Consider the following 24465-nt stretch of genomic DNA (forward strand, 5'->3'; position numbering starts at 1 on the left):
GCAGTCGCGGTACATCGCCTCGGTGGTGCGCGGCAGCGAACCCAGCACCACCGCGCCGGCGCAGTGCGCCAGGGCCGTCGGCGGCGCACCGAAGGCGCCTTCGGCGGCGGCCAGCGCGTGGTCGGCGCCGGCGGCGGTGGACACGTCGGCTTCGATGACCAGGTCGGCTTCGTCGGGCTGCAGCTTTTCGGGCTGGCGGGTGACCAGGGCCAGGCGCCAGCCGGCTGCGCGCAGGCGGCCGGCCAGGGCGGTGGCGACGCCGCCGGTGGCGCCGGTGATCAGACAGGTGGGCATGGTGTTTTCCGCTTCAGGAGATTGCCTACAGCCTAGCCGCCGTCCCCGTGTTGCGGCCGTGAACCGGTGGCCAGGCGGTCCCGCAATGCGGACGCCTGCGCCTGCACCGCCTCGAGTTCCCCGGCCGGCCGCCGGCCCAGGTGCGACCACTGCAGGGCCGTGCGCGGGTGCCGTTCAAATCGTTCGCGGTGGCGGACCAGGAAATCCCAGTACAGCGTGGTGAACGGACACGCCGTTTCGCCGGTGGCTTCATCCGGGCGGAAGCGGCAGCCGCTGCAGTGGTTGGACATGCGCTGGATGTATTTGCCCGAGGCCGCATAGGGCTTGCTGACCATGCGGCCGCCGTCGGCGTACAGGGCCATGCCCAGCACGTTGGGCAGCTCCACCCACTCCACGGCGTCCACGTACACGGCCAGGAACCATTCGTGCACCTGCTTCGGGCGCACGCCCAGCAGCAGCGCGAACAGGCCCAGCACCATCAGGCGTTCGATGTGGTGGCCGTAGCCCAGGTCCAGCGTATGCCGCAGCGAATCGCGCAGGCAGGCCATGTCGGTGTCGCCGGTCCAGTAGAAGGCCGGCAACGGCTGGTCGGCGGCCAGCGTGTTCTGCTCCAGGAAACCCGGCATGCGCAGCCAGTACACGCCGCGCACGAATTCGCGCCAGCCCAGCACCTGCCGGATGAACCCTTCGGCGGCTTCGATCGGCACCTGCCCGTCGCGCCAGGCGGCCTCCACCGCCGCGACGACCTCGCGCGGCCCGATCAGCTTCAGGTTCATCGCCGCGGAAAGCCGCGAATGGTAGAGCCAGGGTTCGCCGGCCCACATCGCGTCCTGGTAGCGGCCGAACAGCGGCAGCCGGTGGGCGATGAAATCAGCCAGGGCTTCGCGGGCCTGGGTCGGGTCCAGCGGCCAGTCGAAGCCGTCGAGCTTGCCGGGGTGCCCGGTGAAGCGGGCTTCGACCAGGGCCAGCACCTCGCGGGTCTGCTGATCGGGCGCGAAGGAGCGCGGTGCCGGCAGCCAGCCCGGGCCGCGCCGGTCGAAGCGGCCGCGGTTGGCGGCGTCGAAGTTCCAGCGGCCGCCGGCCGGTTCGCCGTTTTCAAGCAGCACGTCTTCGCGCCGGCGCAGCCAGCGGTAGAAGTGCTCCATGCGGTATTCGCGCCGGCCCTTGGCCCATTGGGCGAAGTCGTCGCCGTCGCAGTAGAAATGGCGATCGGGAACCTCGACCCAGGTGGTGCCCGCGGTCGTGCATACCGCCGGCAGCGACTGCGCCAGCCGCCATTCGCCGGGGCGCACGGCCATCAGCTTGCGTGGACGCAGGCGCGCCAGGTCGGCCGCCAGGGCCTCGTCGAGGCTGGCGGCGTCGTGTTCGCCCAGGGCGCGGTAGTGCACGGTCCAGCCGCGCGCACGAAGTTGATCGCGAAAGCGCCGCATCGCGGCCAGGAACAGCGCGATGCGCGGCTTGCCCGACCAGACCTGGGTGGCTTCGTGGTCGACCTCGGCCATCCACACCGCGTCCGTGGCCGGGTCGAAGTCATCAAAAACCGCGGAATCGCGGTCGAGCTGGTCACCCAGGACCAGCACCAGGTGGCGCAGGGGCTCTGACATCCGCGCAGTGTCGGGCCGGCGCCGTGCAGGCGGCGGCAAGACGGCTCAGCCGCCGCTGTATTCGCGCGGGATGCGGCCGTTCAGGCCCACCAGGATCTCGTAGGGAATCGTGCCCGCGGCCAGGGCCACGTCTTCGCAGCGGATGGCCTGGTCGCCCTGCTGACCGATCAGCACCACTTCGTCTTCGTTGTAGGCGGTGCCGGCGGGGCCGATATCCACCATGAACTGGTCCATGCAGATGCGCCCGACGATGGCATGGCGCTGGCCGCGCACCAGCACCTGCCCGCGCGAGGACAGCGCCCGCGGGAAACCGTCGCCGTAGCCGATCGGCACCGTCACCACCCGGGTGTCGGTCGCGGGCGCCCAGGTGCCGCCGTAGCTGACCGGGTCGCCGGCCGGCACCACCTTGAAGTACACGACCTGGGACACCAGCGACATCGCCGGCCGCAGGTCCACCGTGGGCCGGGAGGCGGCGTCGGGCAGCACGCCGAACAGCGCGATGCCGGGCCGGACCATGTCCAGGTGGGTTTCCGGGAAATGCAGCACGCCGCCGGAGTTGGCCAGGTGGCGCAGCGGCATGGGCGCGCCGACCCGTTCGAAGTGGGCGCAGGCGCCGAGGAAACGTTCGAGCTGGCGCGCCGTCGCCGGCGAGTCCGGATCGTCGGCGCAGGCCAGGTGCGAATAGATGCCCTTGATGTCGCACCAGCGCGAGGCCAGCGCCGCTTCGATGAAGGGCCCGGCGTGGTAGCTGTGAACGCCGATGCGCTCCATGCCGGTGTCGATCTTCAGGTGCACGGTGGCACGCCGGCCCAGGGATTCGGCCGCGACCTCGACCTGGCGCAGCTTGTCGATCGAAGACACGGTGACTTCGAGGTCGTTGGCGATCACCGTGGCCGCCTGCGGACCGAAGATGCCGCCCATCACCAGGATCGGCAGCGTCACCCCGGCGCGCCGCAGCGCGATGCCCTCCTCAAGGAAGGCCACGCCCAGCTGCCCGGCCCCCTGCGCCTGCAGGTGCAGGCCCACGCGGGCCAGGCCATGGCCGTAGGCATTGGCCTTGATGATCGGCATCACCGGCACGCCGGCGTGGGCGGCCAGGGCGCGCAGGTTGTGCGAGATCGCGTCCAGGTCCACGCGGATGCGCGTGGGTCGCTGGCCGAAGACGTCGTCGCGGTGGGTGGCGGGGTCCATGCCGGGATTCTAGCCCGGCGCCGGCCTATTCGAAGCTGCCGACGCCGTCCCGGGCCAGGTTGTCGAAGCGGGTGTACTCGCCGAAGAACTTGAGCTTGATGGTGCCGGTGGGGCCGGAACGCTGCTTGGCGATGATGACCTCGGCCAGGCCCTTGTCGCCCGAGTCCTTGTGGTAGTACTCGTCGCGGTAGATGAACATGATGATGTCGGCGTCCTGCTCGATGGCGCCTGATTCACGCAGGTCGGCCATGACCGGACGTTTGTCGGTGCGCGACTCCAGGCCGCGGTTGAGCTGCGACAGCGCCACCACCGGCACGTTCAGTTCCTTGGCCAGGGCCTTGAGCGAGCGCGAGATCTCGGAGATTTCGTTGGTGCGGTTCTCGCCGGTGCCGGGCACCTGCATCAGCTGCAGGTAGTCGACGACGATAAGTCCCAGGTCGTGTTCGCGCTTGATGCGGCGGGCCTTGGAACGCAGCACGTCGGGCGACAGCGCCGGGGTGTCGTCGATGAAGACCTTCACCTCCGACAGCATCTTGATGGCCATGTTCACCCGCGACCAGTCTTCGTCCTCGAGCTGGCCGGTGCGCAAGCGCGTGGCGTTGATGCGCCCGATCGAGGAAATAAGGCGGAAGGCCAGCTGCGAGGAGGACATTTCCATCGAATACACCGCCACCGCCTTCTTGGTCTTGAGCGCGGCGAATTCGGCGATGTTCAGGGCCAGCGTGGTGTTGTGCACGCAGACATCGTTGGCGATGAAATTATGGGTGCCGGGAACCGTCAGGTCGTAAACCTGCTGCATGCCGGTGCAGCGGATCGATTCGATGCGGTCCCAGACCACATCGCTGGAGGCCAGCGCGGCAAGCTTGGGGTCGTCGAGCACCATGGCCATGCGTGCCAGCCGCGATCGGGAAATCCCGCGCTTGCCGACGTGCATGTTCGTGGCGTTGAAGCCGCAGCGGCGGGCCAGTTCGGCCCAGGACATGCTGCCCTTGGCGCGCTCCACCAAGGCCCAGGCCGCCGGCGGGACCGAATCGACGTTGCTGTGCGCGCCGCGTTCGGCCAGGGCCTGCATCACCGCGCCGACGGCGGGCTGTTTGCCGTGGATGCCGATCTCGGTGCAGAAGACCCGCAGGGAGTCGGCATCGGTGATGTCGAGCTGCCAGGCCGGGCGCCGCGACTCGCGGTATTTGACCCAGCGCTGGCGCAGTTTCGCGACGACGCCAAAGCGCAGCAGCAGGTGCTGGATCTGGCGGGCCAGGCGCTCGGACACCGAGGCATAACCCACCTGGGCCTGGCCGCTGGCCAGCACCGTGGCCCAGCCGTCGGTGGCGAACAGGCGGTTGAGGAACAGGGCCAGCTGGGCGCGCGGCAGCCTGAAAACGGCGTCCGGAACCTGCTTGGCGCTGGCGTCCTTGCCCATCAGGCCCAGGTCGCGAAGCCAGCGGGTGACCGGGTTGGGCGTATTGCGCCGGGCCGAGGCCAGGTCCTGGCCATCCGGCAGCGTTGGTTCGATCGCCAGGATTTCGCACAGCCGGCCAAGCGGCGCCGCGGCCGGCATCGTGCGGCCTTGGCGCCAGTGCGTGAGGGATGAGGGACTGACGCCCACGGCCGCCGCCACGGCGCGCGCCGGCAGCGCATGCCGGGAAAGGGCCGCGTCCAGGACGGCGGCGAATTGCTGCCGGTTCTGGCCAACCGCCGCCGCATCAGCGGCGATCGACCAGCTGGGCGTCCTGCCCGAGTCGGTGACGGGATTGGCCTGCACACCGCCAAAAGCCGCGACGGCAGAGACAAAGTCATCGACGATCAAGGGATTGGAATTGGTGAAGCGCGGAACGCTGCCGGTCAGGCCACCGTCGCCGATCAGGTAGGCCAGCAGGCTGATTTCACAGCCACGCATCGCTTCGGTGCCAAACACCGGCAACCGGCGTGGCACCGCGACGAAGTCGCCTTCGCGCAGCTCCAGCAGGGGCTTCCAGCCATCGAGCGTCAGGAACGGGTGCGGTGCGGTCGCCTCCACGCGGCGACCGAGCCGGGTGCTCACCTCGAACGTGGGCTTGATGCCGTCGTCAACGAAGTCGGACGGGTGGGTCCAGGCCAGGCGCAGGTCGTCCCCGAGCGTGGCCAGTTCACCGTCGCGTCGCGTGCAGATGTCCTGGATCGTGGCCACCGAGCCATCGGCAAGTACGATTTCTGCATCGGCGCTGAGGCATTTTCCCATCGCCGGCCTGGCCGCCAGGATGATCAGGTCGGACGGCTGCAGGCCGGCGGTGAGTTCGTCGAGGTCGGCGAACCCGGTGGGCAGGCCGGTGACGTTGCCCTGGTTTTCGTAGCGTTCCTGCAGGACCTGGAAGGCGTCCTTCATGGCGTCGCGCAGGCTGACGAAGTCGGCGCGGCCGCGGCGGCCCTGCTCGGCGATCTTGAACACCCGCATCTCGGCGGCCGACAGCACTTCCTGGCTGTCGCGGCCCTCGGGCTGGAAGCCGTCGTTGACGATTTCGGTGCCGGCCTCGATCAGCTGCCGCAGCACGGCCTTCTCGCGCACGATTTCGGCGTAGGCGCGGATGTTGGCGGCCGAGGGCGTGGTGCTGGCCAGTTCGATCAGGTAACCGGTGCCGCCGATCTGTTCGCTGAGCGAATTGGACTCGAACCACTCGCCCAGGGTGACCGCGTCGAAGGGTTTGTTCTTTTCGCTCAGCTCGCGGATGGCGCGGTAGATGAGCCGGTGGTCGCGCCGGTAGAAGTCGTGTTCGGTAAGGAAGTCGCCGACGCGGTCGAGCGAATCGGGGGCCAGCATGAGCCCGCCCAGCACGGCCTGTTCGGCCTCGACCGACTGGGGCGGCAGGCGAAGGGCGTCGATCTTGGCGTCGGTGCGGAAGGATTCGGGACGTGCGGACATGATCGCCTTGTTCTTGGATGCGACGTGGCGGGGCCGGCAGGGGCCGGGTCGGTCATCCTAAGGCCCCGGCCCCGCGAGCGTTAGGCATAACCCTGTGCATAACCGGTGGGCATCTCTCTACGCCACCCCTGTCTCACGGGCTGCGACCCGCGGGAGGCACCAAAAACAACGGGCGCCCTGGGGCGCCCGTCGTGAATCGCCTGTGGCCTGGAATCAGGCTTCGGCTTCGACGACCACCTTGACGGTGGTGCCGACGTCGGCGTGCATGCGCACTTCGATGTCGAACTCGCCGGTGCGGCGCAGCGGGCCTTCGCCCAGCACCACTTCGTTCTTTTCCAGCGGGAAGCCGGCGGCGGTGAAGGCCTCGGCGATTTCGCGCGGGCCGACCGAACCGAACAGCTTGCCTTCGGTCGAGGCGTTGGCGGCGATGGTCACCGTCGCGCCCTCGAGCTTGGCCTTGCGGGCTTCGGCGTCAGCCAGGTGGGCATTGGCCTTGGCTTCGTATTCGGCGCGCTTGGCTTCGAACTGGGCCACGTTGTCGGCGGTCGCCGGCACGGCCTTGCCGTAGGGGATCAGGTAGTTGCGGCCGAAACCCGGCTTGACCTTGACCTTGTCGCCGAGGCCGCCGAGGTTGACGACCTTCTGCAGGAGGATCAGTTCCATTTTTTTAACTCCGTAACGTTAGCGGGGCGCGGGGCCCCGCAACTAAGGCTGTCCGTCAGGATCAGTTCTGGTGGTTGTCGGTGTACGGGATCAGGGCCAGCTCGCGGGCGCGCTTGATCGCGGTCTGCAGCTGGCGCTGGTACTTGGCCTTGGTGCCGGTGATGCGGCTCGGCACGATCTTGCCGTTCTCGGTCAGGTACTGGCGCAGGGTGTTGAGATCCTTGTAGTCGATCTCCTTGACACCTTCGGCGGTGAACTTGCAGAACTTGCGGCGGCGGAAGAACTTGCTCATGACTTTCTCCTTCAGGCCGCGTCGGCGTTGGAATTGCGGTTGTCGTTGTCGCCACGGTCGCCGGACTCGTCGTCCTCACGGCGCGGGCGGCGCTCGGTCTTCTCGTCCTTGCTCTTCATGATCAGGGACTGCTCGGTGACCGCTTCGTCGCGGGCGAGGATCATGTGGCGAAGCACGGCGTCGTTGAAGCGGAAGCCGTCGACCAGTTCGGTCAGCTCGTTCTTGCCGCACTCGATGTTCATGAGCACGTAGTGGGCCTTGACCAGGTTGTCGATGGCGTAGGCGAGCTGGCGGCGACCCCAGTCTTCGAGACGGTGGATCTTGCCTTCACCGCCCTCGATCAGCGACTTGTAGCGCTCGATCATGGCCGGCACCTGCTCGCTCTGGTCCGGATGGACCATGAAGACGACTTCGTAATGGCGCATTGTTGTTTCCTTGTGGATGCGGCCGAGGATTCGGCCTGGCAGCCCCCGGCCGGGATGGGTGGCCATCCGCCGTGGAGCAAGGTCTCCCCGGAATGGGGAGCCGCGCATTATGCACTACGCAGGGTTTCCCGCGCAAGTTCAGGCACTTAGGGGCTGGAGGCCGCTCAGGCGGCGCGATCGGCCTTGGTGCTGAAGGACTCGCCGCAGCCGCAGGCGTCCTCGACGTTGGGGTTGCGGAAGACGAACTGCTGGTTCAGGCCCTGGCTGACGAAGTCGATCTCGGTGCCGTCCACCTGGGGCAGGCTGTGGGCGTCGACGTAGACCGCCACGCCGTCGGTTTCAAAGACCGTGTCGTCGGGACCGGCGGCGTCGGCCATGTCCACCACGTAGGCGAAACCGGTGCAGCCGGACTTGCGCACGCCAAAGCGCAGGCCCAGCGTGCCCGGGGTCTGGGCCTGGTAGCTGCGGATGCGGTCGGCGGCGGCGGGGGTGAGCGTGATGGCCATGGCGGGGTCCGTGCTTAGTCGGGGGCGAGGCAGCGGCAAGTATAACGCCGCTGCGCCGGGGCGCGCCTGCGGGTATCCTTGCGCACTTAACCAGATGGGCCCGCAGGGGCAGGGAATCAAGGCATGGCAGTGGTCAGCGTCCAGCAGGCGCTCGGCGGGGAAGTCACCGCGGGCGGGGAAGTCACGGTCCGCGGCTGGGTTCGCACCCGGCGCGACTCCAAGGCGGGGCTGAGTTTCGTCAACGTCAGCGACGGCAGCTGCTTCGCGCCCATCCAGGTGGTGGCCCCGGCCACCCTGGCCAATTACGAAGACGAGGTCCGCCGGCTCAGCGCGGGCTGTTCGGTCATCGCCACCGGCACCCTGGTGCCCTCCCAGGGCCAGGGCCAGGGTTTCGAGATCCAGGCCAGCGCGATCGAAGTGGTCGGCTGGGTCGAAGACCCGGAAACCTACCCCATCCAGCCCAAGGCGCATTCGCTGGAGTTCCTGCGCGAGGTCGCGCACCTGCGCCCGCGCACCAACCTGTTCGGCGCCGTCACCCGCATCCGCCATTGCCTGGCACAGGCGGTGCACCGCTTCTTCCACGAGCAGGGTTTCTACTGGATCAGCACGCCGATCATCACCACCTCCGACGCCGAAGGCGCCGGCCAGATGTTCCGCGTCTCCACCCTGGACATGGCCAACCTGCCGCGCGACGGCAAGGGCAACGTGGACTTCTCCAAGGATTTCTTCGGCAAGGAAACCTTCCTTACCGTGTCCGGCCAGCTCAACGTCGAGGCCTACTGCCTGGCGCTGAGCAAGGTCTACACCTTCGGCCCGACCTTCCGCGCCGAAAACAGCCACACCACCCGGCATCTCGCCGAGTTCTGGATGATCGAACCGGAGATCGCCTTCGCCGACCTGGTAGCCAACGCCGACCTGGCCGAAGCCTTCCTCAAGTATCTGTTCGAAGCCGTGCTGGCCGAACGCGCCGACGACATGGCCTTCATCGCCGAACGCGTACAGAAGGACGCCGTGACGCGCCTGGAGAACTTCATCGACTCGCCCTTCGAGCGCATCGACTACACCGAGGCGGTGAAGTTGCTGCAGGACTCTGGCCACAAGTTCGACTACCCGGTCGAATGGGGCCTGGACCTGCAGACCGAACACGAGCGCTGGCTCACCGAAGTTCACGTGGGCCGGCCGGTGGTGGTGATGAACTACCCCGAGCAGATCAAGGCCTTCTACATGCGCCTCAACGACGATGGCAAGACCGTCGCGGCCATGGACGTGCTGGCGCCGGGCATCGGCGAGATCATCGGCGGCAGCCAGCGCGAAGAACGCCTGGACGTGCTGGACAAGCGCATGGCGCAGTTCGGCCTCGATGGCGAGCACTACGGCTGGTACCGCGATTTCCGCCGCTACGGCAGCGTGCCGCACGCCGGTTTTGGCCTGGGCTTCGAGCGCCTGGTGGTCTACACCTGCGGCCTGGCCAACATCCGCGACGCCATCCCCTACCCGCGCGCGCCGGGCCTGGCGACCTTCTGAACCCATGCAGACGGGCGCCGGTTCACTGCTTATCTTCCTGATGCTGGGCCTGGCCGGCTCCGCGGCGCCGGCACATTTCGGCTTCCGGGTGCTGGCCTTCCGCCAGCAGCTGGACAGGGCCTACGCCTTCGCACCCGACACCCAGGACGGCGGCTGGGGCTACAGCTGGTGGCTGATGCGCTGGAAACATCGCATCCACGCCGACCCGTCCCTGAACTTCTTCGGCGGCATCGCCGCCGGCAGCGGCTGGCTGGCCCTGATCGGCAGCGCCGGCGTGCTGCTGCTGATCGCACTGCAATAAGGATTGCCCCATGAACGACGAAAGCGAAAGTGACCGCAACCGCGACAACGACCAATGGTGGCTGGCCGCCCTGCCCCGCATGCTGGTCTGGTCCCGTCTGCGCGTGCTTGAAAGCGGCGTCGCCGAAGTTTTCGACTGCGATGGCCGCATCAACATCTATGAAAGCGAGGACGTGGCCCGATCCATGCTGATGGACGCCGAATTCCGCGAGTTCGCCGGCATGGACGAGGAAGACGCCGAAGCCTGGGGCCTGGACCTGGAAGAAATCGAACCGCCGCGGGCCGAAAGCGACGACGAGCTGCGCGAGCGCATGATGCAGCCGATAAAGACCCCGCTGTCGGGGCAGGATTGGTAGGAATAACAAGGAGTACCGATGCACAAGGACCTGGCCGGGCGACACGCCCTGGTATGTGGAGGCTCGGAAGGTATCGGCCTGGCGGCCGCCACCGCGCTGGCCGAACGCGGCGCCGACGTGACCGTGCTGGCCCGGCGCCCGGGCCGGCTGTCCGAAGTCGCCGCCGGCCTGCCCCGCGTGCATGAGTCGCAGCGCCACGGTTTCGTGACCGCCGACGCCGGCGACACCGCGGGCCTGGCCGCGCAGGTCGCCGCGCTGTGTGGAAGCCGGCCGGTGCAGGTGCTGCTCAACAACACCGCCGGCCCGCCGGGCGGTCCGGCGCACGCGGCCGACCCGCAGGCCTACCTGGACGTCTTCCGCCAGCATCTTGTCGCTGGCCAGGTGCTGGTGCAGGCCGTGCTGCCGGGCATGAAGGCCGCCGGCTGGGGCCGCATCGTCAACGTCATCTCGACCTCGGTGAAGGAGCCCATCGCCAACCTCGGCGTGTCCAACACCGTGCGTGGCGCGGTGGCCAGCTGGGCCAAGACCCTGGCCACGGAGCTCGGCCCCTTCGGCATCACGGTCAACAACGTGCTGCCCGGCTACACGCGCACCCAGCGCCTGGACCAGATCCTGGCCGAACGCGCCCGCGCCACCGGCAAGTCCGAGGAAGACATCGCCAAGGGCATGCTGGCCACCGTGCCGGCCGGGCGCTTCGCCGAACCCGCGGAGGTGGCTGCGGCCATCGCCTTCCTCGCTTCGCCGGCGGCCGGCTACGTCAACGGCATCAACCTGCCCGTCGACGGCGGCCGCACGAAATCGCTGTGAGGCCGGCCCGATGAACGACCATCGTTTCAATCCCCGCGTGCCCTACGCCGCCCGGGTAATGGTGGTGCGCGACGAAGAAGCCTGGCTGGGCGAAGTCGTGGACCTCTCCGAAGGCGGCTGCGGCCTGTTCCGGCCCGAAGGCTGCTCCCTGCAGGTGGCCGAGGTCGTGCAGCTGGTGTTTTTCGACGAGCCCGGACCGGCGGTGCTGGTCGGCGCCCGCGTTGCCCGCGTCCAGGAAAGCCTGCTTGGTTTCGAATACCACGATCCGCAGCAGGTGCCGCCGGTGCGGGCCGAGGCCACGACGCCGCCTGCACGCGCGTGAGGCCAGGCTGGCGGCATGCCTGAAGGTCCCGAGATCCGCCGCGCCGCCGACCGCCTCGCCGAGGCCGTGGTCGGCCGTCCCCTGGCCGCCGCCTGGTTCCACTTCCCCGAGCTCAAGCGCCACCACAAGACCCTGGTGGGCCGCACGATCACCGCGATCGAGCCGCACGGCAAGGCCCTGCTGACCCATTTCGACCACGGCCTCAGCCTTTACTCGCACAACCAGCTCTACGGCGTCTGGAAAATCGCCGCCGCCGGCGAGCGCCCGGCCGAAGGCGCACGTTCGCTGCGGGTGGCGCTGGAAACGGACGAGCGCGCGATCCTGCTGTATTCGGCCTCCGACGTGGCCATGTGGAAAACCGCGGAGCTGGCGCGCCACCCCTTCCTGGCCAAGCTGGGACCTGACGTGCTCGATGGTTCGCTCACCGCCGCCACCGTCGGCAAACGCCTGCAGGACCCACGTTTCGCGGGGCGTTCGCTGGTGGCGCTGCTGCTCGACCAGGGTTTCCTGGCCGGCATGGGCAATTACCTGCGCTCGGAAGTGCTGTTCACGGCCGGCATCGCGCCCGAACGGCGGCCATCGGAACTCAGCGCCGCCGAACGAAAGCGCCTGGCCAAGGCCCTGCTCGACGTGCCGCGCGCCAGCTACCGCACCCGCGGCATCGAGGCGGCCTCGGGCATGAAAAGTGACTACCTCACCGATACGCCCGTGGGTTTCCGCTTCCAGGTCTTCGACCGCGAAGGCGAGCCCTGCCCGCGCTGCGGCGACGTGGTCGTGCGCCAGGAGCTGGGCAGCCGGCGCCTTTACTGGTGTCGTCACTGCCAGGCCTAGGCTCTTAACCTGTCCGTACGGCGGCATGGCCGGGTAAGCTTGCCGGCATGAGCCTGCGACTGAGCCACCTGATCGGCGGTGACGCCCGGTCCGCCTCCGATGGCGGCTGGCTGGAGGTATTCGAGCCCGCCACCGGCAACGTTTACGCCCAGTGCCCCGCCGGCACCGCGCACGACGTGGACGCCGCGGTGGCGGCCGCCCGCGCCGCCTTCCCGGCCTGGTCGGCGCTGCCCGCGGCCGAACGTGCCGCCTGGATGAACCGCCTGGCCGATGCGCTGGAAGCGAGGCTCGAGGATTTCGCCGCCGCCGAGTCCCGCGACGTCGGCAAGCCGCTCGCGCTGGCGCGCAGCCTGGACATCCCGCGCGCCGCCAGCAACCTGCGCTTTTTTGCCGCCGCCGCCACCCAGTTCGCCAGCGAATCCCACGCCGGCCCGGGCGTGGTCAATTACACCCTGCGCCAGCCGCTGGGCGTGGTGGCCTGCATCAGTCCCTGGAACCTGCCGCTGTACCTGTTCACCTGGAAGTTCGCGCCGGCCCTGGCCGCGGGCAACTGCGTGGTCGGCAAGCCGTCGGAAGTGACGCCGGTCACCGCCTGGATGCTGGGCGAACTGGCGCGCGAGATCGGTTTCCCGGCCGGCGTGCTCAATATCGTGCAGGGCCGCGGCGCCGACGTCGGCCAGGCCCTGGTCGACCACCCGGACATCAAGGCCGTCAGCTTCACCGGCAGCACCGCGGTCGGCACGCGCATCGCGGAGAGCTGTGCACGCTCGCTGAAAAAAGTGTCGCTGGAACTGGGCGGCAAGAACCCGACCCTGGTCTTCGCCGATGCACCCCGGGAAAAACTGCTCGACACCGTGCAGCGTTCGGCTTTCCTCAATTCCGGGCAGATCTGCCTGTGTGGTTCGCGCCTGCTGGTCGAAGCAAGCATCTACGACAGCTTCCGCGACGAGCTGGTGGCGCGGGCGCGGGCCATGGTGGTCGGCGACCCCGCCGACGCCGCCACCCAGGTCGGCCCGGTAGTGTCCAAGGCGCACTTCGAAAAGGTGATGGGCTGCATCGAACTCGCCCGCGCCGAAGGCGGCCGCGTGCTCTGCGGCGGCGAACCGGTGCGGCCGGAAGGTCGCTGCGCCGATGGCTGGTTCATCGCGCCAACGATCATCGAAGGCCTGGGGCCGGCCTGCCGCAGCAACACCGAAGAAATCTTCGGGCCGGTGCTCACCCTGCAGCCCTTCGACACCGACGATCAAGCCCTGGCCCTGGCCAACGCTGCGCCCTACGGCCTTTCCGCGAGCATCTGGACCGCCGACCTGCGCCGCGCCCACCGCCTGGCCGCGGCCATCGAGGCCGGCGTGGTGTGGGTGAACACCTGGATGAACCGGGACCTGCGCACGCCCTTCGGCGGCGTCAAACAATCGGGCATCGGCCGCGAAGGCGGCTGGGAAGCCATGCGCTTCTTCACCGAAGCCAAGAACGTCACCATCGACCTGGGATGAAGCAATGCCGCTGAAGGAACTGCTGGACAAGAACCGGGAATGGGCCGAGAAGGTGCGGGCCGAAGACCCGCAGTTCTTCAAGCGCCTGTCCGGGCTGCAGGCACCCAGGTACCTGTGGATCGGTTGTTCGGATTCGCGCGTGCCGGCCAACCAGATCACCGGCCTGATGCCCGGCGAAGTCTTCGTGCACCGCAATATCGCCAATGTCGTGGTGCATACCGACCTCAACTGCCTGAGCACCATCCAGTTCGCGGTGGACGTGCTGAAGGTCGAACACATCCTGGTGGTCGGCCACTACGGCTGCGGCGGCGTGCACGCCGCGCTCACCGGCACCCGCGTCGGCCTGGCCGACAACTGGCTGCGCCACGTCGGCGACGTCGCCCGCAAGCACGAGGCACTGCTGGCCGAGGTCGACCTCGAATCCCTGCGCCACGCCCGCCTGTGCGAACTGAACGTGGTCGAGCAGGTGGTCAACGTCTGCGAAACCACCATCGTCATGGACGCCTGGGCCCGCGGCCAGAAGGTGAGCGTGCACGGCTGGGTCTATTCGCTGCTCGACGGCCGCGTGCGCGAGCTGGGCATGGGCGTGGACGACCCGCAGGAACTGCCCGAAGCCTATGCCCTGGCCATGAAACACATCCGCGGCCGCCTCAAGGACGAAGCATGAGCGACATCTTCCGCACCGACACCGCACCCAACCCGGTCGGCGCCTACCCGCATGCGCGCCGGGTCGGCCAGCTGCTGTTCCTGTCGGGCATCGGCCCGCGCACGCCCGGCAGCAACGCCATCCCCGGCAATGTCTACGACGCCGGCGGCCGCCTGCGCGAATACGACATCGTCACCCAGTGCCATTCGGTCTTCGCCAACGTGCGGGCGGTGCTCGAAGCCAGCCACTGCCGCTGGGAATGGCTGGTGGACGTCACCGTCTACCTGACCGACATGAGCCGGGATTTCCAGGCCTACAACGGCGTCTGGGCGGAATATTTCCCCGACATCAACAAGGCGCCCTGCCGCACCACGCTGGGCATCAGCGCCCTGCCCACGCCGATCGCGATCGAGCTCAAGTGCGTGGCGGCCTACCCGGAGTCGCACCGATGATTGCCAACGCCTTCAACCTGCAGCAGTGGATCGATCAACACCGGCACCTGCTCAAGCCGCCGGTGGGCAACAAGTGCATCGTCGACGGCGACTTCATCGTGATGATCGTCGGCGGGCCCAACCAGCGCACCGACTACCACATCGAAGAAGGCCCGGAGTTCTTCCACCAGATCGAAGGCGAGATGGTCCTGAAGATCCAGGAAGACGGCAAGGTGCGCGACATTCCGATCAAGGCCGGCGAGGTCTTCTACCTGCCGCCGAAGGTGCCGCATTCGCCGCAGCGCATGGCCGGCGGCGTCGGCCTGGTGATCGAACGCAAGCGCCGCGCCGGCGAGAAGGACGGCCTGCTGTGGTACTGCGAGAAGTGCAACCACCCGCTGTTCTCGGAATATTTCGAGCTCGAGAACATCGAGACCCAGTTCCAGGCGATTTTCGACCGCTTCTACTCCTCGACCGGGCACCGCACCTGCGCGGACTGTGGGCATCTCAACCCGGCACCCGCCAAGTACGACGCGAGCTGAACCATGCCCTTCGAGCTGGATCTATTCACGGCCAACCTGCTTTCACCGGTCGTGCTGGCCTTCGCCCTGGGCGTGGTCGCGCGCAGCATCCGCAGCGACCTGGACATTCCGCCGGCCATCCAGGCCTACCTGTCGATCTTCCTGCTGCTGGCCATCGGCCTCAAAGGCGGCGTGGCCCTGCGCCAGGACCCGCCCGACGACCTGTGGCTGCTTCTGGGAGTAACCATCCTGGCCGGCCTGGCCACGGCCACGTCGGCCTATTTCCTGGCGCGTGCCTGGCTGCGGGACGTGCCGCTGCAGGCCGGTGCGATCGCAGCCCACTACGGTTCGGTGTCGGCCGTCACCTTCATCGCCGCCCAGCAGTTCGTCGAACGCACCGGCGGCCAACCGGTCGAGGTATTGGTGGCCCTGGTGGTGGCACTGGAGATTCCGGCCATCCTGGTCGGCATCGGCCTGGCGCGCGGCGGCGGGCGACCGAACTGGGAACAGGTGCGCGAAGTGCTGACCGGGCGCACCTCGATGCTGCTGCTCGGCGGCCTGGCCATCGGCGCCATCGCCGGCAAGGCCGGCGTGCAGGCCGTGGATGCCATGTACTTCCAGCTGTTCCAGGGCATGCTGATGCTGTTCATGCTCGACATGGGCCTGGTGGCCGCCGGCCAGCTGCGCCAGCTCGGGCGCGGCTTCGGCCGCCTGCTGGTGTATGCCACCGTGCTGCCGGTGGCGCATGGCCTGGCCGGCGTGGCGATCGGGCACGCGATCGGCCTGGGGCCGGACGGCGCCACGGTGTTCGGGGCCATGCTCGCCAGCGCCTCCTACATTGCCGCACCGGCATCGGTGCGCGCCTCGCTGCCCGAGGCCGATGCCGGCCGCTGCATCACCGCGGCGCTGGGCCTCACCTTCCCCTTCAATCTCGCCCTGGGCATTCCCCTTTACGCCGCCTTTTCCGGCTGGATGGCCACCTGAGCCCTGCGCCGGCCCCGGACCGGGCCGGGGGCCAAAGCGGCTAGAATCGCGCCCATGCTAAAGATCGACAGCCACGCCCACTACCTGCCCAAAACCTGGCCGAACCTGGCCGAGAAGTACGGCGACGTCCGCTTCCCGGTGATCCACCACGAAGACGGCCGCGCCCGCATCTACAAGGACGGCAAGTTCTTCCGGGAAATCTGGTCCAAGACCTGGGACCCGGCCGAACGCATCGCCGACTACGCGCGTTTCGGCGTGCAGGTGCAGGTGCTGAGCACGGTGCCGGTGATGTTCAGCTACTGGGCCAAGGCCCAGCACGCGCTGGAGCTGCACCAGGCCCTGAACGACCACATGGCCGAAGCCTGCCGCGACCACCGCAAACACTGCGCCGGCATCGGCACCGTGCCGCTGCAGTCGCCGCGCCTGGCCATACAGGAGCTCGAGCGCTGCATGGACCAGCTGGACCTGCAGGGCGTGCAGATCGGTTCGCACATCAACGACTGGAACCTCGCCGACGCCGAACTGCAGCCCTTCTTCGAAGCGGCGCAGGACCTGGGCGCGGCGATCCTGGTGCATCCCTGGGACATGATGGGCACCGAATCCATGCCCAAATACTGGATGCCCTGGCTGGTGGGCATGCCGGCCGAACAAAGCCGCGCCGCCTGCGCACTGATCTTCGGCGGCGTGCTCGAGCGTTTCCCGCGCCTGAAGATCTGCCTGGCCCACGGCGGCGGCAGCTTCCCCTACACCATCGGCCGCATCGAACACGGCTTCAACATGCGCCCGGACCTGGTCGCCACCGACAACCCGCACAATCCGCGCAGCTACCTGCCGCGCTTGTACTTCGATTCCTGGGTGGCCGACGACCGCGCGCTGCGTTACCTGCTCGACACCGTCGGCGTGCCGCGGGTGATGCTGGGCACCGACTACCCCTTCCCGCTGGGCGAACAGGAGCCGGGTGCCGGCATCGCCAACCTGGGCCTCAACGAAACCGACCAGGCGCGCCTTTACCACGGCACCGCGCTGGAATGGCTGGGCCTGCCGCGCTCGAGGTTCGAATGAGCGAGCTGCATACGATCCCTGCCGAACGCCTGGATGCCGACGATGCCCTGGCCGATTTCCGCAGCCAGTTCCTGATCCCCCGCCACGGCGACGGCGAGCAGGCCTATTTCTGCGGCAATTCGCTGGGACTGCAGCCGCGCGGCGTGCGCGAGGCCCTGCTGCAGGAACTCGACGTCGAGGCCCATTTCCACGGCAAACATCCCTGGATGCCCTACCACAGCGAAGTGCGCGACGGCCTGGCCCGCATCGCCGGCGCCGAACCGTCGGAAGTGGTGGCGATGAATTCGCTCACCGCCAACCTGCACCTGCTGATGGTCAGCTTCTACCGGCCGACGGCGCAGCGCCCGGCCATCCTGATGGAAGCCGGTGCATTCCCGTCCGACCAGTACGCGATGGCCTCGCAGGTGCGCTTCCATGGCTTCGATCCGGCGACCGACGTCATCGAGGTCCAGCCCGACGAAGCCAACGGCACCATTTCGATGGCGGCCATCGAGCGTGCGCTGGACGAACACGGCCACCGCATCGCCCTGGTGATGTGGCCGGGCGTGCAGTACCGCACCGGCCAGGCCTTTGACCTGAAGGAAATCACCCGCCTGGCGCATGCCAAGGGCTGCGTGGTCGGCTTCGACCTGGCGCACGCGGCCGGCAACCTGCCGCTGGCCCTGCACGACAGCGGCGCCGATTTCGCCGCCTGGTGCAGCTACAAGTACCTGAATTCGGGGCCGGGGGCGGTTTCCGGCGCCTTCGTGCACGAACGCCACGCCAACAGCGACCGTCCGCGTTTCGCCGGCTGGTGGGGCCACGACCAGGCCAGCCGATTCAAGATGGGGCCGCAGTTCCAGCCCACCCCCGGCGCCGACGGCTGGCAGCTGAGCAACCCGCCGATCCTGGCGCTGGCGCCGCTGCGGGTGTCGCTGGAGCTGTTCTCCCGGGCCGGGCTGCCGGCGCTGCGCGCCAAGTCGGAAAAGCTCACCGCCTACCTGGAAGCCCAGGTGCTGGCGCGGCTGGCGAACGTGCTGGAAATCGTCACGCCGGCGCAGCCGGAACGCCGCGGCTGCCAGCTTTCGCTGCGCGTGCGCGGTGGCCGCGACCGGGGCCGCGCCCTGTTCGACTACCTCGTCGCCCAGGGCATCGTCGGCGACTGGCGCGAACCCGACGTCATCCGCATCTCGCCGGTGCCGCTGTACAACACCTTCGCCGACGTCCAGCGTTTCACCTCGGCTGTCGGCGCCTGGAGCGAGGGCGGGCACTAGCCGTGGACCTTGGCGATCCGCGTCGCGAGGCTTTTCCCAAGGTCAGGGAAGAGCTGCGATGGCGGGTCGCGCTCGTGCTGGCACTGCTTATCTCGCTGGTGATGGCCACCCTGGGCGTCATCAACACGCGGCTGAGCACGATCGACACCGCGCTGCTTTCCTGGGCGGTGCTCTGCATCTGCCTGGGCTGCGTCATCGTGCTGCTGCGGCTGCCCAAGGACAAGGGCGCCACCGTGTTCTTCATCACGATGGCCACCATCCTCGTCGGCGTGATGGCCTATGGCATGGTCTTCGACCGGAGCATGCAGCATTGGGCCTACATCTTCCCGCCCGTGGTCGCCTTCCTGCTTCGCGCAGGGCCTGCCCTGGTCGCCATGCTCGCCTTTGGCGTCTATGCGGCGCTCATGCTTTCGGCCAACGCCCCGGCCGTCGATGTGGTGCGCTTCTCGAGTGCGTATGGGCTGGTGGTGTGTTTCATGTACACCTACGCCCTGCTCCAGGAAAAGGCGGCGCGCATGCTGCGCCACCAGTCCAACCACGATGCGCTGACCCGGTGCCTGAACCGCCGCAGGTTCAACGAAACCATGGAAAAGCTGCAAAGCGGCCGCCTGGGCGCAAGCAGCTGCACGATCCTGCTGATCGACCTGGACGAGTTCAAGTCGGTCAACGACCGGCTTGGACACCTTGCCGGTGACCGCATCATCACCCACACCGCCATGACCCTGGCCGGGGTACTGCGCGAAGGTTCCCTGCTGTTCCGCTATGGCGGCGAGGAGTTCGCGGTGCTGCTTCCCAATGCCCGCGATGGCGAGGGAGAGAGGGTGGCCGAGCGGCTCCGGCAGGCGGTGGCCGAAACCAGCACCGACGGCGTCAGCGTCACCGTCAGCATTGGCCTGGCCCAATGGCGCGAGGGGGAAGGCACGGCGCTGGAATCGCTCGATCACGCCGACCAGGCGCTCTACCAGGCCAAGCGTGCCGGCCGAAACTGCATAATCAGCCATCCCGCCGCTGAAAATTCCCCGGCCGGCCCATGACCCGACAAGGCACATCGTGAATCCATCCCCTGATCGAAAACTGACCCTCGTCGGCGCCGGACTGGCCGGCGCCCTGCTGGCCACCCTGCTCGCCCGGCGCGGCTGGTCGGTGGATGTCTACGAAAAACGACCGGACCCGCGCCGGCGTGGGTACGAAGGCGGCCGCTCGATCAACCTGGCCCTGGCCGAACGTGGCCTGCACGCCCTGCGCCAGGCCGGGCTGCAGGACGCGGTGATGGCGCAGGCGGTGATGATGCGCGGCCGCATGGTGCACCCGCTGGACGGCGCTGAGCCGATGCTGCAGCGCTACGGCCTGGACGACAGTGAGGTCATCTGGTCGGTGCACCGCGGCCGGCTCAACATCGCCCTGCTCGACGCCGCCGAAGCGGCCGGGGCGCGCATCCACTTCAGCCAGCGCCTGGACAGCGTGGACTTCGGCCGGCGCGTGGCCCTGTTCGTCAACGACCACGACCGCACCGCGCAGCCGCAGCCCTTCGAGGCCTTGCTGGGCGCCGACGGCGCCGGTTCCGGCCTGCGCGAGGCCATGCGCCCGCACGTGGCGCTGGGCGAACGTTTCGAGCCGCTGCTGCATGGTTACAAAGAGCTCGAAATCCCGCCAGCGGCCGATGGCGGCTTCCGCATCGAGCCCAACGCCCTGCACATCTGGCCGCGCGGCGACTACATGTGCATCGCCCTGCCCAATACCGAACAGACCTTCACCGTCACGCTGTTCCTGCCGATGAAGGGCGAACGCAGTTTTGATGCCCTGCCCGACCTGGCCGCGGCGCGCGCCTTCTTCGAGCGCGATTTCGCCGACGCGCTGCCGCTGCTGCCGGACTTCGATGCCGACTGGACCAACAACCCGGTCAGCGGCCTGGGTACGCTGCACCTGGGCTGCTGGCGACTCAACGGCCGCGCGGTCCTGCTGGGCGACGCCGCCCATGCCATGGTGCCTTTCCACGGCCAGGGCATGAACTGCGCCTTCGAAGACTGCCTGGCGCTGGACCGCCACCTCGCGGCCGCGCCGGATTTCGAAACCGCCTTCGCCGGCTTCGAGGCCGAGCGCCGGCCCAACGCCGAAGCCATCCAGGCCATGGCGCTGGAGAACTACGTCGAAATGCGCGACCGCGTCGACGACGACGATTACCTGCTCCAGCGCGCGCTCGAACAGGTGCTGGCGCGCCGGCACCCGGGCCACTTCGTGCCGCGTTATTCGATGGTCAGCTTCACCTGCGTGCCTTATGCCACCGCCTTCGAGCGCGGCAAGCTGCAGCGCGAAATCCTGGTCGAAGCCACGCGCGGCTGCACCACGCTCGAGGACGTGGACCTGGCCGCCGCCGATGCGCTGGTGCACGCCCGCCTGCCGCCCCTGCCGGCGGTGCCCGCGTGAAACCCGGGCACGGCGGCTGATCCCGTGGCCAGTTCCTTCCTCTGGTACGACCTGGAAACCTTCGGCCGCGACCCGCGGCGCACGCGCATCGCGCAGTTCGCGGCGCAGCGAACGGACGCCGACCTGAATCCGGTCGGCGAGCCGATCAGCCTGTTCTGCCAGCCGGCGAACGACCTGCTGCCCTCGCCCGAAGCGACGATGATCACCGGCATCACGCCGCAGCAGGCGCTGGCCGACGGCCTGCGCGAGGCCGAGTTCATGGCCCGGCTGCACGAGGAATTCGCCCAGCCCGGCACCTGCGCCGTGGGCTACAACTCGATCCGCTTCGACGACGAGTTCGTGCGCTTCGGCCTGTACCGGAATTTCCACGACCCCTACGAACGCGAATGGCGCAACGGCAATTCGCGCTGGGACCTGCTCGACGTGCTGCGCCTGGCCGAAGCGCTGCGCCCGGAGGGCCTGGAATGGCCGAAACGCGAGGATGGCGCGCCAAGCTTCAAGCTCGAGCACCTGGCCGAAGCCAACGGCGTGCGCGAAGGTGATGCCCACGAAGCCCTGAGCGATGTGCGCGCGCTGATCGGCCTGGCCCGCCGCTTCAAGGCCGCGCAGCCGCGGCTGTGGGACTACGCGTTTTCGCTGCGCAACAAACGCCAGGTCGGCGGCCTGCTGGACGTGGCCAACATGACGCCGCTGCTGCACATTTCCTCGCGCTACCCAGCCAGCCGGCACTGCGCGGCGCTGGTCGCGCCGATCGCCAGGCACCCGCGCATCGAATCGCGGGTGATCGTCGCCGGCCTGGACGAAGACCCCACGCGCTGGCTGGACATGCCGCCCGAGGACATCGCCGAACGCCTGTTCGTGCGCGAAGCCGACCTGCCTGAGGGCGAACACCGCATCCCGCTCAAGGAAGTGCACACCAACAAATGCCCGGTGCTGCTGCCGCTGGCGCACCTGCGCGAGGCCGACTTCGAACGCCTGGGCATCGACCGGGCCGCCAGCCTGGCCCACGCCGACACCCTGCGCGCCGCGCCGGGCCTGGGCGAACGCGTGCGCCGGGCCTTCGCGGTGGAAGCCGCGCGCGAACCCGCCGATGCCGATGCCGCGCTCTACGACGGCTTCCCGGCCGAAGGCGACAAACGCCTGTTCCCGAAGGTTCGCAGCACGCCGCCGGCGGGCCTGGCGGCGCTGGCCGGGCAGTTCACCGACCCGCGCTACGGCGAGCTGCTGTTCCGCTACCGCGCGCGCAACTGGCCCGACAGCCTCGATGCCGGTGAGCACGAGCGCTGGGACCTGTACCGCCGCACGCGCCTGGGCGGCGGCGACAGCCTGAGCGAATACGACTTCACTTCCTATTACGCCGCCATCGCCACACTGCGTGCCGACAACCCGCCGGGCCCGAAGCAGGCCTGGCTCGACGCCCTGGAAACCTGGGGCCACGACATCCAGCGGTCCCTGGCATGAGCACCTACTTCAGCGAAAAGACCTTCAAGTTCCTGCGGGCGCTGGCGCGCAACAACAGCCGGCCCTGGTTCGAAGAGCACCGCAAGGACTACGAGGCCCACCTCAAGGGCCCGTTCCAGCGGCTGATCACCGACCTCGAACCCGACCTGCTGGCGATCAGCCCGCATTACCGCGCCGACCCGCGCGGCAACGGCGGTTCGCTGTTCCGCATCCATCGCGACACCCGCTTTTCCAACGACAAGACGCCCTACAAGACCTGGGGCGGCGCGCGCTTTTTCCATGCCCGCAGCAAGCAGGTGCCCGCCCCTTCGTTCTACCTGCACATCCAGCCCGGCAACAGTTTCCTGGGCGGCGGCATCTGGCATCCCGAACCCGACGTGCAGCGCAAGATCCGCGAGTTCCTGGTCGACAACCCCTCCGGCTGGACCCGGGCCGTGCGCAGCCCGGCCTTCCGGCGCCGCTACGAAATGTGGGGCGACACCCTGGTGCGGCCGCCGCGCGGCTTCCCGGCCGAGCACCCGCTTATCGACGACCTCAAGCGCAAGGACTTCACCGCCGGTTATGCCCTCGACGACGAGGTCGTGCTGGGCCCGCGCCTGCGCCAGGCCGTGGTTTCGGGCTTCAAGGGCGTGGTGCCGCTGGTCGATTACCTGTGCGCGGCGCTCGAGCTTGAGTTCTGACAGCGAAAGGCTACCGTTTTCCATACGGGGTAAGCACAGCTGTACCTGAGACGCCCCCAAGCGCCATACGCTGCCGCATTGCAGCATCGAAATGTGTTGACCGTCACGGATTTAGCCGTAGGGTGGGCCTCCATACGCCGGCGCAGGGGAGCACCGGATTCCACCGGACGCGGTTACGCAGGGACGGGGACACCACGTTTCGCATCGAATTCCTGGGGAGGGATCGTGCGCTATCTAATCTTCGCCGCCTTGGCGGCACTTTCGAGCGTGTGCAACGCAAACACCGGCGTCGCCTTCGTGCATGGCACGGGCAAACAAACCAACGCCACCGCCGACTACTGGACGTCCACCTTCGTCAACAACGTGCGCGGCGGCCTGCCCAATTCCGCCAACTACGTGGTGATCAACTGCGACTTCACCAAGTACATGTGGGACAACGCGGCGGCCGGCTGCCTGGCGGGCCAGCTCGACAGCTTCATCAACAGCCGCGGCATCACCCGGCTGATCGTCATCACCCACAGCAACGGCGGCAACGTCATGCGCTGGATCCTGTCCAACCCGACCTGGGACAGCCGCTACCCGAACATCATCAGCAAGACCGTGCGCGTGAATGCCCTGGCGCCGTCTTCGGCCGGCACGCCGCTGGCCAACGCGGTGATCAACGGCAACGTGTTCGAGGGCGTGCTGGGCTGGCTGCTCGGTTACCAGAACGACGCCGTGCGCATGCAGCAGACCAGCTGGATGGCCAGCTACAACAGCAGCTGGCTGTACGGCACCAGCGGCCGCCCGGCCCTGCCCAAGGCCTTCCGCAGCGTCGTGGGCACCGATGTCGATTCGGCCATCTGGGACCCTGACAGCTACTGCGGTGGTTACGCCGAAAACGTCGGTCTGGAAACCACGCAGAACTGGCTGAACTCGTGTTCCGACGGCTTCCTCGAGTGCTCGAGCCAGTCCGCCGCCGGCAGCGTCTGGTTCCAGGACAAGGCGCGCATGCGCGGCCGCGAACCGCTTTCGCACAACCAAAGCCGCCGGGCCTGCTTCGGGCTCGACACCATCCTTCGTTCGGACATGGGGGCCTGAGCCATGAAAAAGACCCTTATTGCCTGCCTTGTCACCCTCGCCTTCTCCTCGGCCCAGGCCGGCACCCTGCTGCCGCCCGGCGCCGCCGACCAGCAGCCCTCGCAGCTCATCGCCGCGCCGCTGCCCAAGGGCGACTTCGAACGCCAGCCGGTGGCCGTGGCCTGGGCCATGGACCCGGCCGCCGAACTGAGTACCCAGGCGCCGCATCTGGCCCAGAGCCGCGAGTACTGGGCGGCGGTGGATGGGAGCCAGCTCAAGTCCGGCTTCCCGCTGACCACCACGGCCCCGGGCGCGCTGGTGCGCATCAGCCCGGAAATCCGCGCCAAGTCCGGTGCGGTGGACCCGGGTGAAGTCCGCCTGCTGCGCAACGGCCAGCCGCTGCCGGCTTCGGCCTTCAAGCGCCTGGCGACCACCGAGCA

The 24465-nt window shown here is 68.4% G+C and carries 27 protein-coding genes; 19 read left to right on the plus strand and 8 right to left on the minus strand.

Annotation, left to right across the window (positions count from 1 at the left end; all coding sequences use genetic code 11):
- The 8 genes from AACZ35_RS02760 to AACZ35_RS02795 form a co-directional block, all read right to left on the minus strand.
- The coding region (locus AACZ35_RS02760) for an SDR family NAD(P)-dependent oxidoreductase (protein ID WP_339825796.1) at positions 1–294 on the minus strand (294 nt) is incomplete at its 3' end.
- Positions 295–326: 32 nt separating this feature from the next.
- Positions 327–1898: a cryptochrome/photolyase family protein gene (locus AACZ35_RS02765; protein ID WP_339825799.1), complete on the minus strand. Its 1572-nt coding sequence runs from the start codon at positions 1896–1898 to the stop codon at positions 327–329.
- 45 nt (positions 1899–1943) lie between these two features.
- A complete protein-coding gene (alr, locus tag AACZ35_RS02770; RefSeq protein ID WP_339825802.1) occupies positions 1944–3089 on the minus strand; it encodes an alanine racemase in 1146 nt (381 codons plus the stop codon).
- Between the two features lie 25 nt (positions 3090–3114).
- Positions 3115–5985, minus strand: a complete 2871-nt coding sequence (gene dnaB, locus AACZ35_RS02775) for a replicative DNA helicase (RefSeq protein ID WP_339825804.1) — start codon at positions 5983–5985, stop codon at positions 3115–3117.
- Positions 5986–6198: 213 nt separating this feature from the next.
- A complete protein-coding gene (gene rplI, locus AACZ35_RS02780; RefSeq protein WP_339825807.1) occupies positions 6199–6648 on the minus strand; it encodes a 50S ribosomal protein L9 in 450 nt (149 codons plus the stop codon).
- A 61-nt stretch (positions 6649–6709) separates the two neighbouring features.
- Positions 6710–6940 (minus strand): 30S ribosomal protein S18, encoded by a 231-nt coding sequence (rpsR, locus tag AACZ35_RS02785; protein ID WP_034220475.1) that lies wholly within the window; start codon positions 6938–6940, stop codon positions 6710–6712.
- An 11-nt stretch (positions 6941–6951) separates the two neighbouring features.
- The gene (rpsF, locus tag AACZ35_RS02790; RefSeq protein WP_339825817.1) at positions 6952–7365 is read right to left on the minus strand and encodes a 30S ribosomal protein S6; all 414 of its coding nucleotides are present in this window, start codon (positions 7363–7365) and stop codon (positions 6952–6954) included.
- 164 nt (positions 7366–7529) lie between these two features.
- Entirely contained in the window at positions 7530–7871 is a 342-nt protein-coding gene (locus AACZ35_RS02795) for an iron-sulfur cluster assembly accessory protein (protein WP_339825819.1), read from the minus strand.
- Between the two features lie 123 nt (positions 7872–7994).
- Here AACZ35_RS02795 and asnS point away from each other — a divergent pair, with 123 nt between their 5' ends.
- From asnS to AACZ35_RS02890, 19 genes are all read left to right on the plus strand, one after another.
- A complete protein-coding gene (asnS, locus tag AACZ35_RS02800; RefSeq protein WP_339825822.1) occupies positions 7995–9395 on the plus strand; it encodes an asparagine--tRNA ligase in 1401 nt (466 codons plus the stop codon).
- A 4-nt stretch (positions 9396–9399) separates the two neighbouring features.
- Positions 9400–9696, plus strand: coding sequence for a hypothetical protein (locus AACZ35_RS02805; protein WP_339825824.1), 297 nt, complete (start codon positions 9400–9402; stop codon positions 9694–9696).
- Between the two features lie 10 nt (positions 9697–9706).
- Complete coding sequence (locus tag AACZ35_RS02810) at positions 9707–10051, plus strand: hypothetical protein (protein ID WP_339825826.1); 345 nt, start codon at positions 9707–9709, stop codon at positions 10049–10051.
- A gap of 18 nt (positions 10052–10069) precedes the next feature.
- Positions 10070–10858: an SDR family oxidoreductase gene (locus AACZ35_RS02815; RefSeq protein WP_339825829.1), complete on the plus strand. Its 789-nt coding sequence runs from the start codon at positions 10070–10072 to the stop codon at positions 10856–10858.
- A gap of 10 nt (positions 10859–10868) precedes the next feature.
- Entirely contained in the window at positions 10869–11180 is a 312-nt protein-coding gene (locus AACZ35_RS02820; protein ID WP_339825832.1) for a PilZ domain-containing protein, read from the plus strand.
- A gap of 15 nt (positions 11181–11195) precedes the next feature.
- Positions 11196–12011, plus strand: coding sequence for an endonuclease VIII (nei, locus tag AACZ35_RS02825; protein WP_339825835.1), 816 nt, complete (start codon positions 11196–11198; stop codon positions 12009–12011).
- A gap of 47 nt (positions 12012–12058) precedes the next feature.
- A complete protein-coding gene (locus tag AACZ35_RS02830; RefSeq protein ID WP_339825838.1) occupies positions 12059–13504 on the plus strand; it encodes an aldehyde dehydrogenase in 1446 nt (481 codons plus the stop codon).
- 4 nt (positions 13505–13508) lie between these two features.
- Positions 13509–14171 (plus strand): carbonate dehydratase, encoded by a 663-nt coding sequence (gene can / locus AACZ35_RS02835; RefSeq protein WP_339825841.1) that lies wholly within the window; start codon positions 13509–13511, stop codon positions 14169–14171.
- Positions 14168–14602, plus strand: a complete 435-nt coding sequence (locus tag AACZ35_RS02840) for a RidA family protein (protein WP_339825844.1) — start codon at positions 14168–14170, stop codon at positions 14600–14602. The genes can and AACZ35_RS02840 overlap by 4 nt, the downstream gene beginning before the upstream one ends.
- Entirely contained in the window at positions 14599–15123 is a 525-nt protein-coding gene (locus tag AACZ35_RS02845; protein WP_339825847.1) for a 3-hydroxyanthranilate 3,4-dioxygenase, read from the plus strand. Before AACZ35_RS02840 ends, AACZ35_RS02845 begins: the two co-directional genes overlap by 4 nt.
- Before the next feature lie 3 nt (positions 15124–15126).
- Positions 15127–16086: a sodium-dependent bicarbonate transport family permease gene (locus tag AACZ35_RS02850; RefSeq protein ID WP_339825850.1), complete on the plus strand. Its 960-nt coding sequence runs from the start codon at positions 15127–15129 to the stop codon at positions 16084–16086.
- Between the two features lie 54 nt (positions 16087–16140).
- The gene (locus tag AACZ35_RS02855; protein WP_339825852.1) at positions 16141–17148 is read left to right on the plus strand and encodes an amidohydrolase family protein; all 1008 of its coding nucleotides are present in this window, start codon (positions 16141–16143) and stop codon (positions 17146–17148) included.
- Entirely contained in the window at positions 17145–18401 is a 1257-nt protein-coding gene (kynU, locus tag AACZ35_RS02860; protein ID WP_339825854.1) for a kynureninase, read from the plus strand. Before AACZ35_RS02855 ends, kynU begins: the two co-directional genes overlap by 4 nt.
- Positions 18402–18403: 2 nt before the next feature.
- Positions 18404–19435, plus strand: a complete 1032-nt coding sequence (locus tag AACZ35_RS02865) for a GGDEF domain-containing protein (RefSeq protein WP_339825857.1) — start codon at positions 18404–18406, stop codon at positions 19433–19435.
- Positions 19436–19451: 16 nt separating this feature from the next.
- Entirely contained in the window at positions 19452–20825 is a 1374-nt protein-coding gene (locus AACZ35_RS02870; protein WP_339825859.1) for an NAD(P)/FAD-dependent oxidoreductase, read from the plus strand.
- A gap of 24 nt (positions 20826–20849) precedes the next feature.
- Positions 20850–22286: an exodeoxyribonuclease I gene (gene sbcB, locus AACZ35_RS02875; protein WP_339825862.1), complete on the plus strand. Its 1437-nt coding sequence runs from the start codon at positions 20850–20852 to the stop codon at positions 22284–22286.
- Positions 22283–22966: a DUF2461 domain-containing protein gene (locus tag AACZ35_RS02880; protein WP_339825865.1), complete on the plus strand. Its 684-nt coding sequence runs from the start codon at positions 22283–22285 to the stop codon at positions 22964–22966. Before sbcB ends, AACZ35_RS02880 begins: the two co-directional genes overlap by 4 nt.
- A gap of 225 nt (positions 22967–23191) precedes the next feature.
- Positions 23192–24046: a hypothetical protein gene (locus AACZ35_RS02885; RefSeq protein WP_339825867.1), complete on the plus strand. Its 855-nt coding sequence runs from the start codon at positions 23192–23194 to the stop codon at positions 24044–24046.
- A 3-nt stretch (positions 24047–24049) separates the two neighbouring features.
- Positions 24050–24465: DUF4785 domain-containing protein (locus AACZ35_RS02890; RefSeq protein ID WP_339825869.1), on the plus strand; the 416-nt coding region annotated here is incomplete at its 3' end.

Origin of the sequence: uncultured Arenimonas sp. (assembly GCF_963976025.1) — a bacterium.
Classification (GTDB): domain Bacteria; phylum Pseudomonadota; class Gammaproteobacteria; order Xanthomonadales; family Xanthomonadaceae; genus Arenimonas.

Coding starts and splice junctions, on each gene's coding strand:
- AACZ35_RS02765 (WP_339825799.1), bottom strand. CDS start 1,898: ATGTCAGAGCCCCTGCGCCACCTGGTGCTGGTCCTGGGTGACCAGCTC.
- alr (WP_339825802.1), bottom strand. CDS start 3,089: ATGGACCCCGCCACCCACCGCGACGACGTCTTCGGCCAGCGACCCACG.
- dnaB (WP_339825804.1), bottom strand. CDS start 5,985: ATGTCCGCACGTCCCGAATCCTTCCGCACCGACGCCAAGATCGACGCC.
- rplI (WP_339825807.1), bottom strand. CDS start 6,648: ATGGAACTGATCCTCCTGCAGAAGGTCGTCAACCTCGGCGGCCTCGGC.
- rpsR (WP_034220475.1), bottom strand. CDS start 6,940: ATGAGCAAGTTCTTCCGCCGCCGCAAGTTCTGCAAGTTCACCGCCGAA.
- rpsF (WP_339825817.1), bottom strand. CDS start 7,365: ATGCGCCATTACGAAGTCGTCTTCATGGTCCATCCGGACCAGAGCGAG.
- AACZ35_RS02795 (WP_339825819.1), bottom strand. CDS start 7,871: ATGGCCATCACGCTCACCCCCGCCGCCGCCGACCGCATCCGCAGCTAC.
- asnS (WP_339825822.1), top strand. CDS start 7,995: ATGGCAGTGGTCAGCGTCCAGCAGGCGCTCGGCGGGGAAGTCACCGCG.
- AACZ35_RS02805 (WP_339825824.1), top strand. CDS start 9,400: ATGCAGACGGGCGCCGGTTCACTGCTTATCTTCCTGATGCTGGGCCTG.
- AACZ35_RS02810 (WP_339825826.1), top strand. CDS start 9,707: ATGAACGACGAAAGCGAAAGTGACCGCAACCGCGACAACGACCAATGG.
- AACZ35_RS02815 (WP_339825829.1), top strand. CDS start 10,070: ATGCACAAGGACCTGGCCGGGCGACACGCCCTGGTATGTGGAGGCTCG.
- AACZ35_RS02820 (WP_339825832.1), top strand. CDS start 10,869: ATGAACGACCATCGTTTCAATCCCCGCGTGCCCTACGCCGCCCGGGTA.
- nei (WP_339825835.1), top strand. CDS start 11,196: ATGCCTGAAGGTCCCGAGATCCGCCGCGCCGCCGACCGCCTCGCCGAG.
- AACZ35_RS02830 (WP_339825838.1), top strand. CDS start 12,059: ATGAGCCTGCGACTGAGCCACCTGATCGGCGGTGACGCCCGGTCCGCC.
- can (WP_339825841.1), top strand. CDS start 13,509: ATGCCGCTGAAGGAACTGCTGGACAAGAACCGGGAATGGGCCGAGAAG.
- AACZ35_RS02840 (WP_339825844.1), top strand. CDS start 14,168: ATGAGCGACATCTTCCGCACCGACACCGCACCCAACCCGGTCGGCGCC.
- AACZ35_RS02845 (WP_339825847.1), top strand. CDS start 14,599: ATGATTGCCAACGCCTTCAACCTGCAGCAGTGGATCGATCAACACCGG.
- AACZ35_RS02850 (WP_339825850.1), top strand. CDS start 15,127: ATGCCCTTCGAGCTGGATCTATTCACGGCCAACCTGCTTTCACCGGTC.
- AACZ35_RS02855 (WP_339825852.1), top strand. CDS start 16,141: ATGCTAAAGATCGACAGCCACGCCCACTACCTGCCCAAAACCTGGCCG.
- kynU (WP_339825854.1), top strand. CDS start 17,145: ATGAGCGAGCTGCATACGATCCCTGCCGAACGCCTGGATGCCGACGAT.
- AACZ35_RS02880 (WP_339825865.1), top strand. CDS start 22,283: ATGAGCACCTACTTCAGCGAAAAGACCTTCAAGTTCCTGCGGGCGCTG.